Source organism: Chryseobacterium sp. SC28, from assembly GCF_003932955.1.
Lineage (GTDB): Bacteria > Bacteroidota > Bacteroidia > Flavobacteriales > Weeksellaceae > Epilithonimonas.
Map to the genome: position 1 here is coordinate 1 of NZ_QOVY01000022.1, position 17,418 is coordinate 17,418.

Here is a 17,418-nt window from a genome sequence, read left to right on the forward strand (position 1 = left end):
ATTTAAGAAAGAAAGTTGCCTGAGAAGGACAACTTTTTATTTTTTTACTAAAGAATATGAATAGATAAAAATTAAAAATCCGACTCACTTTTTGTTGTGAGACGGATTCTTTGTTTTGTAAATTCGTACAAGTCGGAACTGTTTTTTAGGAACCGATTCCATCATAAGTCATACTTGCGATAGATCTGCTTAAAAAGGTCGTTGCCGCCATAAAATATTCATCATTTTTCACTTTTCTGATCGTTTTTCACGGAGAAATTCTAATTTTTGCAATTGCGTTTTGATATTTCATAAATTAGATTCCTGTAAAACCAATGTTCCAAATTTAAGTTATTGCATTGAAAATTCCCCTCCTTTGGAGGGGTGGCAAAAATTCAAAGAATTTTTGACGGGGTGGTAAATCAAAAAACTAATAAATGAATGAAATCCTTACCCAAATCCACGGCATCCCGATCCGCAGGAATTTCGTGGAAAACATACCCTACAATCCGCATCTAAAAAAATTATTAAGCGGTAAACGCAAAGCAGGAATCCTGAGCGAAGTGCTTTTCTGGAAACAAGTTCGGGCAAGAACATTTCACAATATAGATTTCGACAGACAAAGAATTATCGGAAACTACATTGTCGATTTTTATGTCAAAACCCTTGGACTAATTATTGAAATCGATGGTTCGAGTCACGCCGAAAAAGAAGTTGATGATGGAATACGGCAAACTTATTTGGAATCTTTGAATTTAAAAATATTCAGAATGACTGATTTTGATGTGAAGAATAATTTGGCTTTGGTGATGAAGGATTTAGAAGCGTTTATCATCGAAAATTATAGATTTTAAAATTCCCATGCTCCGGAGGGGTGGATTCTACCAAAGGGAGAAGACGGGTGGTTCAGCATAATTGACCACCCCGCCAATTTGCTATGCAAATTGTCACCCCTCCCGAGGAGGGGAATTTTTGCGCAATTCGTTACGATATATTTTCCAAATTAAATATCTTTAAACCCACAAAAAAATCCATCAACTATCAACAATCAACCATCAACTACATAATGACTTTCCAGCAACAAATCCATCAAGGCATTCCGACGGAATTACCTCAGCCAAAACCATACGACTCCAATATCAATCACGCTCCTAAACGTAAAGAAATTCTAACAGAAGAAGAGAAAAAACTCGCTCTGAAAAATGCTTTACGCTACTTCGAGCCAAAATTTCACGCAGAATTGTTGCCGGAATTCAAGGAAGAACTGGAAAAATACGGACGAATTTATATGTACCGCTTCCGTCCGGATTACGAGATGAAAGCGAGAGATATTGCAGAATATCCCGGAAAATCTGAGCAGGCAAAAGCGATCATGCTGATGATTCAGAACAACTTGGATCCTGCGGTGGCACAACATCCGCACGAACTGATAACTTATGGCGGAAACGGTGCCGTTTTCCAGAACTGGGCGCAGTATCTTTTGACGATGAAATATCTGTCGGAAATGACGGACGAACAAACTTTGACGATGTATTCTGGTCATCCGATGGGATTATTTCCTTCGCACAAAGATGCACCGAGAGTGGTGGTGACGAACGGAATGGTGATTCCAAACTATTCCAAGCCGGATGATTGGGAAAAGTTTAATGCGCTGGGTGTTTCGCAGTATGGGCAAATGACGGCGGGAAGTTATATGTACATCGGTCCACAGGGAATTGTTCACGGAACGACGATTACGGTTTTGAATGCGTTCAGAAAAATCAATAAAGAGCCAAAAGGCGGATTATTCGTCACGTCAGGTTTGGGCGGAATGTCGGGAGCGCAGCCAAAAGCTGGAAATATCGCCGGTTGCATCACCGTTTGTGCGGATGTGAATCCTAAGGTTACAAAAATACGTCACGAACAGAAATGGGTAGACGAAATCCACGAAAATCTGGATGAATTGGTGATAAGAGTGAGAAAAGCTCAGGAAAACCAGGAAACGGTTTCTCTCGCTTATCTTGGAAATGTGGTGTATGTCTGGGAGAAATTTGATGAAGAAAATTTGAAAATCGATATTGGTTCAGACCAGACTTCGCTTCACAATCCCTGGGCGGGCGGTTATTATCCGGCGGGCCAAACTTTTGAAGAATCCAATAAAATGATGGCAGAAAACCCCGAATTATTCAAAGAAAAAGTTCAGGAAAGCCTGCGAAGACACGCTGCTGCCATCAACAAACATACCGCAAAAGGAACCTATTTCTTCGATTACGGCAATGCCTTTTTACTCGAAGCCTCAAGAGCCGGAGCCGATGTAATGTCGGAAAATCCTACCATTGGCAGAGAATTTAAATATCCATCTTACGTTCAGGATATTATGGGACCGATGTGTTTTGATTATGGATTCGGGCCGTTCCGTTGGGTTTGTACCAGCGGAAAACCGGAAGATTTACAGAAAACGGATGATATGGCTTGTGCCGTTTTGGAAGAAATGATCAAAACCTCGCCAAAGGAAATCCAACAGCAGATGAAAGACAATATCACGTGGATCAAAGGCGCTCAGGAAAACAATCTGGTCGTTGGTTCGGAGGCGAGAATTTTATACGCCGATGCCGAAGGAAGAATGAAAATCGCTGAAGCCTTCAACAAAGCCATTGCCAACGGAGAAATCGGGGCGGTGGTTTTGGGAAGAGACCATCACGATGTTTCGGGGACGGATTCTCCATACCGAGAGACCTCCAATATTTATGACGGCTCAAGATTTACGGCCGATATGGCGATCCAGAATGTGATTGGCGACAGTTTCCGTGGGGCGACTTGGGTGAGCATCCACAACGGTGGCGGCGTTGGCTGGGGCGAAGTCATCAACGGTGGTTTCGGGATGTTGCTCGATGGAAGCGATGATGCCGACAGAAGATTAAAATCTATGCTTTTCTGGGACGTGAACAACGGAATTTCCCGACGAAGCTGGGCCAGAAATGAAGGTGCAGTTTTTGCGATTAAAAGAGCAATGGAAGCTGAGCCGAATTTAAAGGTGACGCTGCCTAATTTTGTGGATGAGGGATTGTTTTAATCCTTGGAATGAATTCCAAGGTTGGAAAATCGGTCGTCGCTTTGCGACTTTTTACGTTTTTTTTAAGAGAGTTCTGTAGGAACGAACGATATTATAGTGTTGGAATTTATTCCGACAACAATTTGAAAGGACGCTACCGAAGGTTGGAAAATCGGTCGTCGCTTTGCGACTTTTTACGTTTTTTTAAGAGAGTTCTGTAGGAACGAACGATATTATAGTGTTGGAATTTATTCCGACAACAATTTTAGGATGCTCTCTTTATCAAATTAAAAGTGTCTTTAATAGAATAAATCTATGTCAAAATCTTCCCATACTCAATCTTTATCGGTAAATTTATTATTGCCAAATTAACAAATCTAACATCAAAAAATATCTTATGAGTTCAGAAAACCCCACTTTCCAAGACCTTTTCAAAAGCGAAAACGATATCCCAGAAGAATATAAAGTCCCAACCATCCACCAAAGAGAATATCTGCTAAACGGAGAACTAATCCAATGGAACGGCGACGTGACAGAGATCTACTCCCCCATCTGCATCCCCACTGAAAATGGATTGCAAAGAAAATTGCTGGGAAGCATCCCAAACATTACCGCAAAAGAAGCGATGGACGTGTTGGAAGCCTCGGTAAAAGCCTACGACAACGGACTTGGAGAATGGCCAACAATGTCGGTTGAAGCACGAATCAAATGTATGCAGAAATTTGTTTATCTGATGATTCAGCAGCGCGATCTCGTCATCAAGCTTTTGATGTGGGAAATCGGAAAAACTTTGCCCGACTCCACCAAAGAATTCGACCGAACCGTCGATTACATCAACCTTACCATTGATGCCTTGAAAGATCTCGACCGCGAGTCCTCCAGATTCAAAGAAGCGGAAGGCACGATTGCGCAAATCCGACGGGCGCCGCTCGGCGTTGTCCTAAGTATGGGGCCGTTTAATTATCCCTTGAACGAGATTTTTACTACATTGATTCCTGCCTTGATTATGGGAAATACCATTCTTTTCAAACTGCCGAAACACGGCGTTCTCGCCCATTATCCTTTGCTAAAAGCTTTTCAAGAAGCGTTTCCCAAAGGAACTGTGAACACACTTTACGGCAAAGGTTCCGAGATCATCACCCCGATTATGGAAAGCGGAAAAGTGAATGTTTTGGCTTTCATCGGATCCAGCAAAGTGGCAAACGGACTTAAAAAACTGCATCCAAAAGTGAATAGACTGCGGGCAATCTTGAGCCTCGACGCCAAAAATGCAGCCATCGTGACAAAACATGCCAACATCGATGTGGCGGTGAGTGAATGCATCTTGGGCGCCCTTTCCTTCAATGGGCAACGATGCACTGCTTTGAAACTAATCTTCGTCCAAAAAGAGGTTGCTGAAGAATTTACACAGAAATTAAGCACCGCCGTTTCTGCCATGAAAGCCGGTTTGCCGTGGGAAAAAGATGTGAAAATAACGCCACTTCCCGAAGTCAACAAGCCGCCTTATCTTAAAGAATGTATCGAAGACGCCTTGGCGAAAGGTGCTAAGGTTTTAAACGAAAACGGAGGTTACAACGAAGCTTCCTTCGTCTTTCCGGCAGTCGTCTATCCCGTGAACGACCAAATGAAACTCTACCACGAGGAGCAGTTTGGCCCCATCATTCCTATTGTTCCGTTTGATGATATTTCGGAACCAATCGACTATCAGGTAAATGCCAATCACGGGATGCAAGTCAGTATTTTCAGCGAAGATCCGGTGGAAACCTCCAAATTGATTGACGCATTTGTGAACTTGGTAAGCCGTGTGAATATCAATTGCCAAGCGCAGCGCGGCCCGGACGTTTTCCCATTTACGGGTAGAAAAGACAGCGCCGAGGGAACGCTTTCCGTTTTTGATGCTTTGAGGTCGTTTTCTATTCGTTCTTTGGTGGCTGCAAAAATCACGGAGTCCAACAAAACTTTATTGAACTCGATTGTAAGAGACCACGATTCCAATTTCTTGAGTACAGATTATATTTTTTAAGAATTTAATGCAATAAGCAGGTTTCCCGATTAAAAGCGAGTTGGGAGTCTTTTCCTCTTTAATTCTTCTGAAGTTCCGGATCTTGCTTTCCGGAACTTTTTGAAATGGAAAAGTATGCTAAGTTAAAAGACGATGTACGCCATCATCTGTCAATCATTACGTTATTCTGCACTTCGATACTTTCCTCGTGGATCGCTTTGAAGACTTTCTCGATGAAACCCTGAGACATGCCCGTCTCTATCGCTTTTTGATTGGCATATTCCGCAATCACTTTCCACCGTTCGGGCTGGAAGATGGCGATGTTATTTTCTTTCTTCAGTGCGCCTATTTTTTCGGAAATTTTCATTCTTTGCGACAGCATTTCGATTAGCTGAAAATCTATGTCGCTGATGAGGGTTCTGTGCTTTCCCATCTCGTCTTCGTAGCCGGAGATATCGGTATTGCGGACTTTCAGGTTTTTGATCATCTCGGCCAGCACTTCCGGCGTAATCTGCTGCGAAGCGTCGCTCCAGGCGTTATCCGGATCGGGATGGGTTTCTATGATTGCTCCCTGATAACCCACGTTGAACGCTTCTTGAGCAATGCCTTCCAGGCAAGTCCTATTTCCACAAATATGGGAAGGATCTATGAAAAGCGGAATATTTGGAAATTGATTTTTGAAATCCAAAGCTATTTGCCAGTTCGGGATGTTTCTGTATTTTGTTTTCTGATAAGTAGAAAAACCGCGATGGATCGCTCCGACATTCTCGATACCCTGCCCAAGCAATCTTTCCAATGCACCGATCCAAAGCGCCAAATCTGGATTCACGGGGTTCTTGACCAAGATCGGTTTCTGCGTTCCCCGCAAGGCCTGCGCAATTTCCTGTACCGTAAACGGATTGACTGTGGAACGGGCGCCAATCCAGAGAATATCGACATCTGCTTCCAGCGCTGCGAAAACGTGGTGTGCATTGGCCACCTCGGTAGCCGTTTTGAAACCATATTCGTCTTTGACTTTTTTCAGCCAGTTGAGACCGATGACGCCTACGCCTTCGAAGCCGTTTGGTTTGGTCCTCGGCTTCCAAATTCCGGCTCGGAACGCCGATATTTCTGCACCGCTTTCCCTCAGCCTTCTCGCAGTTTCCAGCATTTGGGTTTCGCTTTCTGCGCTGCACGGTCCGGCGATGATCATTGGATTGGCGAAGTCTTGGATCCAATCGTTCTTCAATTCGTTTAGGTTCATATTTGTAATGATATTTTTTAAATTAATGCAATACTATTTCTGTTATAAATTTTGATTTATAATTCTTTTCCAAAAAATAAAAGGTTTCAAACTTTAGATGATTTACGGGAACAGGCCGTCTTTTGTAGTTTTTTTGAGAAAGAAATTTTAATCAGCTAAACCAATAAAATCGGTAATAGACCGGGAAATTCTTACGCTCGGCGTCAAAAAAACCAAATAATTTCCCCAAATACTTGGCAGATTTATCAGCTGTGAAATATGGAAAGCAAGTTAAGTCCATTCGTCGATGCCTTGTCGGCGTTCTTTGTAGAAACATTGTGTTATTATACCAATTTGCGGGAGAAATCCTGAACAAATATATAAATTTATGTCAAATCAAACTTCATCAGATCATCTAAATCTTTCAAAAGAGGATTGATTTTCACAAACTTCTCGAACATCTTTTTCTTGGTCATCATTTCTTTCTTAATCGTGGAATCGGTCATATATTCTACTTCGATCGCGAAATTGTTGACTTTGTGCTTGAAATGGTTGAAGAATTCTGTACTTAATTTGTCGAATTCTGCCTTTGCTGTGGACGAAGAATATTTGACCGTAATGAGGTGTTCATCGGACTTTTCCAATTTGAAACTGCTCACGGCATTGAAAGCGACGGTATTGGTTTTGGCAAGATCTTTTAGGAAAGTGCTCCAAGCATTATCGACGTCGGTTTGTGAAAAATGATGGGCAGGAAGATTTTGATCTCCGGCGTCGGTAATTTCATTTTTTTCCGTGTCTTCTTTTTTTTGAAGAACCGCTTTGATGCTGAATTTGGAATTAGAAGAGCTTTTGCCGATAGGTTCAGTTGCCTTTTGAATCCCATTTTTTGGTTCCGCAAGGGAAATATTGGTTGCGGGTGGCTGTCCTTCGACGTCGCTCAGGATAGCGCTTTTGTTGGTTTTTGGTTCTTTAGATTCTGGTTTCGACTCTTCAGTCTTGGTTGACTTCGTCGAATCGTTCTGATTTCTTGGCTCTTGTAAAAGATTAGCTTCAAGAAATGGTGCTAATATTAAGAACTTTTTTTTTTAGTTTCTGAGTGTGCCGTGAGACTGGATAATTGCATCAAGGCAATCTCAACAGTCAATCGTGGGTTTTTGGAGTTTTTGTAATTGATGTCCGCAAAATTACAAATTTCGATACCGTCGATTAGTTCTTGTGCTATCCATTTTTGGGATTGTTCTGCATATTTGGACTTCGTTTTCTCGCCTACTTCGATAAGTTTAAGCGTTTGCGGATTTTGCGCCATCATCAGGTCACGGAAATGATTGCCCAATCCCGCAATGAAAATATGCGGATCAAACCCTTTTTTTACAATCTCATCGAAGGTGCTCAAAACGCCCGGAATATCATTATTCTTAGCCAGATCAACGATTTTCAAATATTGGTCATAATCTAGGACGTTGAGAATTTCTGCCGCTTTTTTTAGCGTAATATTTTTCTGAGAAAAGGTGCTCAATCTATCAAAAATGGACAAAGCATCTCTCAACGCGCCATCCGCTTTCTGAGCAATGAGGTAAAGTGCATCCTCTTCGAAAGCGATATTTTCATTCTCAGCAATTTTTATCAGATGGTTCTGAATATCCTCAATCGTGATTCTTTTGAAGTCATAAATCTGACATCTGGACAGAATTGTAGGGATGATTTTGTGTTTTTCTGTGGTCGCTAAAATAAAAATAGCGTGTGCCGGCGGTTCTTCCAAGGTTTTCAGAAATGCGTTGAATGCTGATGCAGACAACATGTGAACCTCATCAATAATATAAATTTTATAATTCCCAACTTGAGGGGCAAATCTCACCTGATCTATCAATTCACGGATGTCTTCAACAGAGTTGTTGGAGGCGGCATCCAATTCATAGATATTAAATGCGAAACCATCCTCATCGGAAGCGCCGGATTTTTCATTGATTTTTCTGGCAAGGATTCTGGCGCAGGTAGTTTTCCCCACGCCTCTCGGTCCGCAGAACAGCATAGCCTGAGCCAGCTGGTTTTCCTCGATGGCGTGCTCCAAAGTATCGGTAACGTGGGACTGGCCTACAACAGTGTCAAACTCTTGCGGGCGATACTTGCGTGCGGATACAACGAAATTTTCCATTAGTCAAAAGTAAGGATTAATTGCGAATTTTGGAAATGGTTTTCGTATTTGCGGTAATATTTTTTAAACGCAAGTTCGCAAAGTTTGGTTGCTTTAATAGAAAACATTGTGAGGTTAGCAAAGGCATAGAACTCAGCAAAGAGTGAAGTTGATTGTTTTACGAAAACGTTGGTCTTCCATAGAAAACTATATTTTTAACGCTATTGTACGATAAAAATAAATAAAAAAGAAGCCAAATGAATGGCTTCCTAAAAGTTACCGTAATTTTGAGTTGCAAACATCAAATAACGATGAGTAAACGTAAATATTTTAACTGAAAATTTTACAATTCCAACGCTTTTTTCTCGTCGCCTTCCATTAGGAATTCTACCGGATTATCGATGGCTTCTTTGACGGCAACTAAGAAACCGACAGATTCCTTACCGTCGATGATTCGGTGGTCGTAAGACAGTGCCACGTACATCATTGGGCGGATCACCACTGCGCCGTCTACGGCAACAGGTCTTTGGAGAATGTTGTGCATTCCTAAAATAGCAGACTGTGGCGGATTGATAATCGGGGTTGACATCATTGATCCGAAAGTTCCCCCATTGGTAATGGTGAATGTCCCGCCCGTCATCTCATCCACTGTAATTTTTCCGTCTCTTACTTTGGTAGCCAGATCTTTAATATTAGCTTCTATACCTCTAAAAGACATACTTTCGGCATTTCTAAGCACCGGAACCATCAAACCTTTTGGCCCCGACACCGCTATCGAGATATCCGCAAAGTCGTAATTAACTTTGAAATCTCCGTCGATAGAGGCGTTGACGTCCGGGTACATTTTCAGCGCTCTGGTAACAGCTTTGGTAAAGAAAGACATAAAACCAAGTCCTACGCCGTGCTTGGCAGCAAATTCTTCTTTGTATTGTTTTCGGATTCTGAAAATCTCCGACATATCCACCTCGTTGAAAGTCGTCAGCATGGCGGTTTCATTCTTTACGGAAACGAGTCTGGCAGCGACTTTTCTGCGAAGAACAGAAAGTTTGGTCGTAGATTGTGCTCTGCTACCGGCACCGGCACTGCCCATCGCAGGGACGGAAGCCGAGACGGCATCCTCTTTTGTAATTCTGCCATCTCTGCCGGAACCTTGGACTTGCGAAGGCTGAATCCCTTTTTCGTCGAGAATTTTTTTGGCAGCGGGAGAAGGCGTTTGCGAAGCATAACTTGTTGCTTTCGCGGTCTCCGCTTTTGGAGCGGAGGCTGCGGGTTCTTCTTTCTTAGTTTCAGGTTTTGGTTCTTCTTTTTTTGGTTCGGAAGCAGGCTCCTCTTTTGGCTTTTCTGGTGCAGGAGCAGCAGCGCCACCTTCCGGTTTTGGAGCATCCATATCGATGAGACAAACTACTTGACCCACCTGAACCACCTCTCCTTCTTCAGCTTTCAAAGTGATGACACCACTCTGCTCAGCGGGGAGTTCCAAAGTTGCTTTATCAGAATCTACCTCTGCAATGGGTTGATCTTTTTCTACATAATCACCGTCTTGCACCAACCAAGTCGCAATTTCTACTTCTGTGATGGACTCTCCCGGGGAGGGAACTTTCATTTCTAATACTGACATATTCTTTTTGTTTTTTTAAATTCAGAACAATCCGCGAAGATTTTATTCTCTATAGAGTTTATGATTTTTATTAGGCTGTGACAGGTCTTTTTGCAGGTGCATCTTCTGTTTGGAAAACCGCATTAATAATTTTGGTCTGATTTTTTTCAAACATCTTGTGGCTTCCGGGCGCCGGCGTGCCGCTTGCCACCGGAGAAATCAATTGGATATTGGTATCGCGGAAGTTTCTCAGGATAAAGCTCCAGGCTCCCATATTCTCCGGCTCTTCTTGAGCCCAGATGAGATCTTTTTTGTTGTTGTATCGGTCAATTATTGAAGTGATTTTTTCAAAATTTAAAGGATAAATCTGTTCCAATCTTACCAACGCTACTTTGTCGTCCTTCAGTTCCTCTTTCTTGGCTAAAAGTTCGTAATACAGTTTACCGGTGCAAAGTACTAATCTTTCCACTTTCGCCGGATCAGCTGTGGGATCGTCCAAAATGGGCTGGAAAGTTCCTGTGGCAAGATCTTCCATCTTAGAAACCACTTTTGGATGTCTCAATAGAGATTTCGGAGTCATAATGACCAGTGGTTTTCGGAATCCGAATTTCATTTGGCGCCTTAGCAAGTGGAAATAGTTGGCCGGGGAAGTGATATTGGCCACGATGATATTTTCGTTTGCAGCAAGGGTGAGGAATCTTTCCAATCTTGCAGAAGAATGTTCCGCGCCTTGGCCTTCCGAACCGTGAGGGAGCATCATCACCAATCCATCTTGGATTTTCCATTTCTCCTCGGCAGCCACCAAATATTGATCCACAATGATCTGGGCACCGTTGGTAAAATCACCGAACTGAGCTTCCCAAATCGTCAAGGTTTTTGGCGCAGCCATCGCATAGCCGTAATCGAATCCTAAAACGCCATATTCTGATAAATGAGAATTGTACACATCGAATCTTTGTTCGTTCACGTGGCGCAGCGGGATATATTCTTCTTCTGTATCTTCTGTTTTCAGCACGGCGTGGCGGTGAGAGAATGTGCCTCTCTCTACATCCTCACCGGAGAGCCTCACGTTGTATCCTTCGGTAAGGAGTGTTGCGTAGGCCAACAATTCGCCCATTGCCCAATCCAAAGAATTGTTTTCTATCATTTTCAGTCGGCCCTCGAACAGCCTTGTAATTTTGCTGATAAACTTTTTGTCAGAAGGTAGGGTAGAAATTTTAACAGCAAGTTCCTTTAATTTGTCAAGATTATAAGTAGTGTCCACTTTGGCATTGGCAACTGCACCTTTGGCTCCAAGGGGGAAATCGATCCAGTCGTCCTTCATAAAGACATCCATGGTATTGCGTTCTATTTCTTTGGATGCATCAAAATTCTCATCGAGTAATGCCTTGAATTCTTTTTCCATTTTATCCAGAACTTCGTTTGAAACCACATTTTCTTTAATTAAAAGATCTTTGTAGATTTCTCTCGGATTGGGATGTTTTGAGATGATTTTATAAAGATTAGGCTGGGTGAATCGGGGCTCGTCGCCCTCGTTGTGACCATATTTTCTATACCCTAAAAGATCGATGTATACGTCTTTGCCAAATTTTGCACGGAAATCTGCCGCAAATCTGATAGCGTGAACGACGGCTTCTACATCGTCTGCATTGATATGCATCACGGGAGAATCTGTCACTTTGGCAATATCTGTACAATAGACGGAGGATCTTGCATCCAGATAATTGGTGGTGAAAGAAACCTGATTGTTGACCACGATATGAACTGTGCCGCCCGTTTTGTACCCTTCTAGATTCATCATTTGGGCGATTTCATAAACAATTCCTTGTGCGGCAATGGCACCATCGCCGTGGATGATAATGGGCAAAACCTTGGAATAATCACCTTTGTACGTGTTGTCCACCTTTGCTCTGCAGATGCCTTCTACAAGCGCTCCGACTGTTTCCAAGTGTGATGGATTTGGCGTCAGATTGATTTTTACTTCTTCGCCATTGGCGGTTGTGATTTTTTTAGAAGATCCCAAGTGATATTTTACATCGCCGGAGAATACATCTTCTTCAAACTCTTTCCCTTCGAATTCTGAAAAGATTTGCTTATAAGATTTCTGGAAGATATTTGTCAAAACATTTAGCCGACCGCGGTGTGCCATTCCCAGAACCACTTCATCCACTCCCAATTGGGAAGATCTGGTAATCAACTGATCCAACGCGGGAATCAGAGATTCGCCTCCTTCGAGGGAAAAGCGCTTTTGACCTACAAATTTGGTATGAAGATAGTTTTCAAAAGCCACTGCTTGATTAAGTTTGAAAAGGATTTCGGTTTTCTCATCAGCTGAAAGCGTAGGATGGTTTTCGTTCACATTGACCCATTCCATGATCCATTTCTTTTCCTCCACATTCTGGATATGCATATACTCTACTCCTATAGAATCGCAATAGATATTCCGGAGATGATTAATAATCTCTTGCAGCGTTGCGGGTCCCTGCATCCCGGTTTGTGTAGCGGAATTGAATTTCTTATTGAGGTCCTCCTTCGTCAAACCGAAGTTTTCGATATCCAGTGTCGGGAAGTAATGTCTTCGTTCTCTCACAGGATTTGTCTTGGTAAAAAGATGTCCTCTGGATCGGTAAGCTTCGATGAGATTGACTACTTTGAATTCCTTAGTAATATCTTCCGAAACCGCATTATCTGCAACGGCTTGCTGAGCGTACTGCACCGGAGAAGAAGCGGCAGATTCCGAATGATCATCGCTGTAATTTTCTAAAGCGAAATCGAAACCTTGGAAAAAAGCTTTCCAAGATGGTTCTACAGAATCCGGGTATTTTTGATATTGCGCATACATGTCGTCGATCAACTGCGCATGCACGGCATTTAGAAATGAAAATTTATCCATTATTACAGATTATCTGTTAATTTTTTTTAATAAAACAATTGCCTACAAATTTACTAAATTTTTGTCGAATGGCATATAATGTACCGGCATATTCCCATCAGATATGCGCGATAGATTAAATTTATTATCGGTAAACGGGAAGCGATAATTTTAGCTTCACGGCTTCCACATCCGAGGGTTCTTCCAAAAATTCTTCCAATAGCGGACCATTTCGGAGGGTGTCTTTTTTCGCTTTTTTCATCAATTCCTGAATGTGTTTGATCCGATTATTATAATTTCCTTGGTAAAAAACAACATACACTTTGGCGGCGTTCAATGTTTGAAAAGTGAAATTATTATCACTAATCCCGATCCGTTTGGAAATCGGAACCCCGTAGAAATAAGAGATTTCTTTATCTTTGAGATTAGCAGGGTTAGTAATCAACACGGGAGTGCCGATTTCATCGTCCTTTTTTCCGAGGTCTGCTTTCACAAAATTGAGAACTTTATTCCGGTTCATCAAGATGTTCTTGAAGAGGATCTCTTTTGTATTTCTCGTGCTTACATTGACACCCAAAAGTATGCCGCCCTCGCGGTTTTGGACCATAATACTGTCATACTTCACCGAGGCCAGTTGAAGATCTTTATCCACTTTGTTTCCCAGAAGTTGATAGAGATTCTGTGTGCTTTTATCAATAGTCTTCACAAAAAAATCTTCGGCGGTGAGATTCAAGGATCTTTCCAGCAATTTTCTTTTAGGCGTATGAATGTACCATATTACTTTGGTGCTTTGCCCTGCCGGAATAATTTTGACATCAATGAGGTAAGGATTTTCACTTTTGCCTTCGAAAAGCTGATATCGCAAGGTTCGATTGGGATTGGAATAGCGAATGAAAAGATCTCCGAAGTCGCTATTGTTTTTGTTGGAGAATTTCATCGAGCTTCCCAGCCCTTCATAAGGTGTAAAATAGCTGTAGCTCAAATTTTCTTTGGAGAGAAAGTAATCGTTCCAAGTCGTGAAATTTTGAAGATTATTGAATTGAGGGAAGACCTTTTCGACGGGATAGTCGATCTCGGAATGGTACACAAAACTTTTGCTCTCATCCACAAATGTCATCGCGAGAGAATAAATCCCGAACAAGCAAATAAAAATAATAATGATAAGTTTGAGAATACGCATCTGCAATTGAATTTAGAATGGATATCCGATGGCGAAATTAACGGTTGGCTGCAAAGGTGTTATTTTGTCGATAACCCATCTGCTGCCTTTAGGCTCGTTGGGATCGTGAATTTTGTAGGCCATATCCAGCCTCAGATTGACATAGGCGATATTGACTCGAATACCAAAACCACTCCCAATCCCAAGCTGGCTGACGAACTTTGTGAATTTGAACTGATCGCCATAGCCATTATCCTTGAGCCCCCAGATGTTTCCGGCATCTGTGAAGAGTGCCGCTTCAAAAGTATTATTCAGGGGTAGGCGGTACTCGATGCTCGTGGTCAATTTTACATTGTCCATTGCGTACGAGCGGACCTTTTCATCCAGCTGAGAATCGGCGGGTCCCAGACCGCCAAAAGCTACCCAAGCTCTGATATCGTTGGCGCCGCCGTTGAAATAGGATCTTATGAAAGGCATCGTCGACGAGTTGCCATACGGGATGCCGATGCCCACCAATTGCCTTATGGCCAAAGTATGCGGTTTTGCCCGATCGTTGAAGAATGTAAAATATTTTCTGAAATCGAAATCAAATTTGACAAATTGAGAAATAGGAATCTTAAAAATCGTTTTGGAATTGCCGGAAACCACACCATCTTCTTTTTCTTTGCTCGAAATGAGATTCAGAGCATTGCCTGCTATTTCTATTTTGCCACTGAAGAAGATGGGGTTGCGGTACTCCTTTTTTCCCATCTCATTATAAGAATAGTTATAAATCAAAGAAGAAATAATCACATCCTGCGTCTGGCGATCTTTATTGATCAACGATTGCCTGAAACTGTTGATCGTATCCTGACTTTCGGGCGGAATAGAGGATAGAAAGGCTTGATCATTAATTATCATTCTGGAAATCTCGTCAAAAGAATAGTTATCGGTATTTACATCGGGATAGACAGCTTGGTACCAATCAAAAACCGTCTGCCGAATCTCGTTTTCTGCGGGGAAATATTCGTAATATCTATCTTTATTTTGCGTCAAGCTCAGTTGGGTATTGAATAGGGTCAATCGGTGCTGCACTTTCCCGTCGTTCACATTCGCATTGTACGAAAGGCCGGTATTAAAGTTGATCCTTCCCAAGCCGATATTGTTTTGAACCGATGCGCCCAGTGTGAGACTGGTGGTTGGCGAATATCTTTTCGGAATCAATTTCCAATAATTATTAAACGGCACCACGAGTCTCGGAAACAGAAGAGAAGTTTGTGCAGAGAGTTCGTAGGCATTGAAAAAAGCGTTGGGATTTTTGGGATCCTTGGTGGTACCGATGATCCCGGAGAAACTCGTCACTAAGTTTTCGGCTCCGCCAAAGATGTTTCTCGTCGTGAGATCTACCGACGGAGAGAAGCCAAAATTGAGAATCTGGGAATAATGGATATCTGTGGCTATATTGAATTCGTATTTTGGCAAGGGCTTCAGGACATATTCTACATCTATGATACTGTCTCTCTCTGCCGCAGTTCCTTCTTTCCGAAGCTCGTCCGAGGCTTTTAGGATCGTAAAGTTATTCATCGCGATCAGATTCCTTCTGGTCAAATCCAAATCTGTCTGTTTATAAATCTGACCCGGCTTTATGGTAATCGGCAACCAGAGCGCTCTCGCTTTGTACGCGCTATCTCTTCGGTAGATATTGATCCCTCGGATGCTGTCTCGGAGCGGCAATTTATTCGGATCTTGATCTATATTTTTTCTTAGATTGGCACTGTCTCTTTTACGAGGTATTCTGGTCAATTCATTCATATTTCTGGCCACCGAAACCGTTATGTTTCCGATGGTTGCTTTCCGGTAAGGACTGTCGACCGAATCTTTATGAATATTGAGTGTGAGCGGGACATTTTTTCTGCTGGTCAAAGAATCGGCTACGAAGTAAATATCCTGGTTGTCATTATTGAATTTATAATAACCATTTTCTTTCATCAGCTCATTGATTCGGGTAATTTCTTTTTCCAAAACACCTTCATCGAGTATTTTGCCTTTTTTTACAAGACTTTTATCGCTTGTGGACTCGTACAAAGCCCTGATATTCGGATCGGGTATGTTATAAAAATATTCTTTTATTTTGGTGGGATCTTTGTGGGTAATGATGTATGCCACCTCTGCTTTTTTGGCAGCCGAATCTTTATCGATTTTGGTTTTGACGGTTGCATCCCAATATCCTCTGTTGATAAGTCTGTTGTTAATGCTTTCGGCGCTTTGCTTGGTTTTAGCTTCGCTAAAAATGACCGGCGGGCTGCCCACGGAATGAAAAAAACGGTTCCAAAAAAGATTTCTCCCTATGTATTCCGGGTGATTGTATTTCACGAATAAGGAATCCCTGAGTTTTTGATTTCTCATTTCGCTCGGGTAGGTCATATATTCTTTAAGAATTGTATCGTACTTAGGATTGGCAGCATTGTAGAGATAAACTCCCACCGGTGCAAGGAATAGTGTTTTTTTATTTGGCTTTTGGGCGACCATGTCGGGAAGCTCGTTGCCCAAGACTTTGCCGTCGGTGTACTCAAATTTATTTTTGGTCAGGAGAAATTCTCCATCAGGGACTTTTTTCGTTACGTTACAAGCGTTTAAAACGACACTAACCATTGCGACGTAATAAAAAATATGATATTTTTGAAAATATTTGTGACTATGCTTACGGCTCATACTATCAAGACTCTCCAATCTCTAGACAAAAAGAAATACAGGCAAAAATACAATTTGTTTTTAGTCGAGGGTAATAAAATTATAAAAGAACTGGCCGATTCCGGCTACGAAATTGAAACCATATATTCCATAAATCCTCAGAATATAGATTTTAGAACGACGGCAATTGAAGAGATATTGCCAACCGAATTGAAAAAAATAAGTTTTCTGCAGCGTCCGAAAGATTCTGTGGCGGTTTGCAAACTTCCGGAGAACAAACATTTAGAAGATACGCCGATCCAATTGATCTTAGATGGGATTCAGGATCCGGGAAATTTTGGAACGATAATCCGATTGGCCGACTGGTTCGGTATTGAGCAAATCATTTGCAGTAGCGATACCGTGGATCTGTATAACCCGAAAGTCATCCAAGCAACGATGGGTTCCTTCGCAAGAGTGAATGTGTTTTATACCAATCTGGAAGCATATTTGGCAACTTACAACAATCCTATTTTCGGAACGGATATGACCGGACAAAACCTATATAAAACTTCGTTTCCCGAAAAATTTTCCTTAGTTTTCGGAAATGAAGGAAACGGCATAAGACCTGCCACAGAAAGTTTTATTGCTCAAATGATTAGCATCCCAAGATTCGGAGAAATACAATCTACCGAGAGCCTGAACGTTTCGATGTCTGCAAGCATCATCCTCGGAGAGATTTTTTCCAAAAAATCAGTTGGAATGCGATAAGTTTA

General features: G+C 42.0%; 12 protein-coding genes. 4 read left to right on the forward strand and 8 right to left on the reverse strand.

The genetic code is table 11. The annotated features are described in order from the left end of the window. The first annotated feature begins 416 nt into the window (after positions 1–416). The 3 genes from DTW91_RS10920 (at position 417) to DTW91_RS10930 (ending at position 5,033) form a co-directional block, all read left to right on the forward strand. Entirely contained in the window at positions 417–833 is a 417-nt protein-coding gene (locus DTW91_RS10920) for an endonuclease domain-containing protein (protein WP_125203411.1), read from the forward strand. 212 nt (positions 834–1,045) lie between these two features. Continuing rightward, the gene (locus DTW91_RS10925) at positions 1,046–3,031 is read left to right on the forward strand and encodes a urocanate hydratase (RefSeq protein ID WP_125203412.1); all 1,986 of its coding nucleotides are present in this window, start codon (positions 1,046–1,048) and stop codon (positions 3,029–3,031) included. A gap of 376 nt (positions 3,032–3,407) precedes the next feature. Next, positions 3,408–5,033 carry an NADP-dependent glyceraldehyde-3-phosphate dehydrogenase gene (locus DTW91_RS10930; protein WP_125203413.1) on the forward strand — a complete coding sequence of 542 codons (1,626 nt, stop codon included), beginning with the start codon at positions 3,408–3,410 and terminating at the stop codon, positions 5,031–5,033. Between the two features lie 142 nt (positions 5,034–5,175). On the opposite strand, the gene DTW91_RS10935 is transcribed toward DTW91_RS10930, so the two are convergent. The 8 genes from DTW91_RS10935 to DTW91_RS10970 form a co-directional block, all read right to left on the reverse strand. Next, entirely contained in the window at positions 5,176–6,255 is a 1,080-nt protein-coding gene (locus DTW91_RS10935; protein WP_125203414.1) for a chorismate mutase, read from the reverse strand. 365 nt (positions 6,256–6,620) lie between these two features. Further along, positions 6,621–6,878, reverse strand: coding sequence for a hypothetical protein (locus tag DTW91_RS10940; RefSeq protein WP_148096891.1), 258 nt, complete (start codon positions 6,876–6,878; stop codon positions 6,621–6,623). A gap of 53 nt (positions 6,879–6,931) precedes the next feature. Then, positions 6,932–7,117, reverse strand: a complete 186-nt coding sequence (locus DTW91_RS10945) for a hypothetical protein (RefSeq protein ID WP_125203416.1) — start codon at positions 7,115–7,117, stop codon at positions 6,932–6,934. Between the two features lie 186 nt (positions 7,118–7,303). Further along, positions 7,304–8,386 carry a DNA polymerase III subunit gamma/tau gene (gene dnaX / locus DTW91_RS10950; RefSeq protein ID WP_125203417.1) on the reverse strand — a complete coding sequence of 361 codons (1,083 nt, stop codon included), beginning with the start codon at positions 8,384–8,386 and terminating at the stop codon, positions 7,304–7,306. Positions 8,387–8,708: 322 nt separating this feature from the next. Then, a complete protein-coding gene (gene odhB / locus DTW91_RS10955) occupies positions 8,709–9,983 on the reverse strand; it encodes a 2-oxoglutarate dehydrogenase complex dihydrolipoyllysine-residue succinyltransferase (protein WP_125203418.1) in 1,275 nt (424 codons plus the stop codon). A gap of 70 nt (positions 9,984–10,053) precedes the next feature. Beyond that, positions 10,054–12,855 carry a 2-oxoglutarate dehydrogenase E1 component gene (locus DTW91_RS10960; RefSeq protein ID WP_125203419.1) on the reverse strand — a complete coding sequence of 934 codons (2,802 nt, stop codon included), beginning with the start codon at positions 12,853–12,855 and terminating at the stop codon, positions 10,054–10,056. Between the two features lie 124 nt (positions 12,856–12,979). Continuing rightward, complete coding sequence (locus tag DTW91_RS10965) at positions 12,980–14,014, reverse strand: polyketide cyclase (RefSeq protein ID WP_125203420.1); 1,035 nt, start codon at positions 14,012–14,014, stop codon at positions 12,980–12,982. A 12-nt stretch (positions 14,015–14,026) separates the two neighbouring features. Next, the gene (locus tag DTW91_RS10970) at positions 14,027–16,684 is read right to left on the reverse strand and encodes a BamA/TamA family outer membrane protein (protein ID WP_125203421.1); all 2,658 of its coding nucleotides are present in this window, start codon (positions 16,682–16,684) and stop codon (positions 14,027–14,029) included. Between DTW91_RS10970 and DTW91_RS10975 the strand changes: the two genes are divergently transcribed. After that, a complete protein-coding gene (locus tag DTW91_RS10975; RefSeq protein WP_125203422.1) occupies positions 16,670–17,413 on the forward strand; it encodes a TrmH family RNA methyltransferase in 744 nt (247 codons plus the stop codon). The two genes, DTW91_RS10970 and DTW91_RS10975, sit on opposite strands and share 15 nt — an antisense overlap. The last annotated feature ends 5 nt before the right edge of the window (positions 17,414–17,418 follow it).

Coding starts and splice junctions, on each gene's coding strand:
- DTW91_RS10970 (WP_125203421.1), bottom strand. CDS start 16,684: ATGAGCCGTAAGCATAGTCACAAATATTTTCAAAAATATCATATTTTT.
- DTW91_RS10945 (WP_125203416.1), bottom strand. CDS start 7,117: ATGGGATTCAAAAGGCAACTGAACCTATCGGCAAAAGCTCTTCTAATT.
- DTW91_RS10925 (WP_125203412.1), top strand. CDS start 1,046: ATGACTTTCCAGCAACAAATCCATCAAGGCATTCCGACGGAATTACCT.
- DTW91_RS10920 (WP_125203411.1), top strand. CDS start 417: ATGAATGAAATCCTTACCCAAATCCACGGCATCCCGATCCGCAGGAAT.
- DTW91_RS10960 (WP_125203419.1), bottom strand. CDS start 12,855: ATGGATAAATTTTCATTTCTAAATGCCGTGCATGCGCAGTTGATCGAC.
- DTW91_RS10965 (WP_125203420.1), bottom strand. CDS start 14,014: ATGCGTATTCTCAAACTTATCATTATTATTTTTATTTGCTTGTTCGGG.
- DTW91_RS10930 (WP_125203413.1), top strand. CDS start 3,408: ATGAGTTCAGAAAACCCCACTTTCCAAGACCTTTTCAAAAGCGAAAAC.
- DTW91_RS10935 (WP_125203414.1), bottom strand. CDS start 6,255: ATGAACCTAAACGAATTGAAGAACGATTGGATCCAAGACTTCGCCAAT.
- DTW91_RS10975 (WP_125203422.1), top strand. CDS start 16,670: ATGCTTACGGCTCATACTATCAAGACTCTCCAATCTCTAGACAAAAAG.
- odhB (WP_125203418.1), bottom strand. CDS start 9,983: ATGTCAGTATTAGAAATGAAAGTTCCCTCCCCGGGAGAGTCCATCACA.
- dnaX (WP_125203417.1), bottom strand. CDS start 8,386: ATGGAAAATTTCGTTGTATCCGCACGCAAGTATCGCCCGCAAGAGTTT.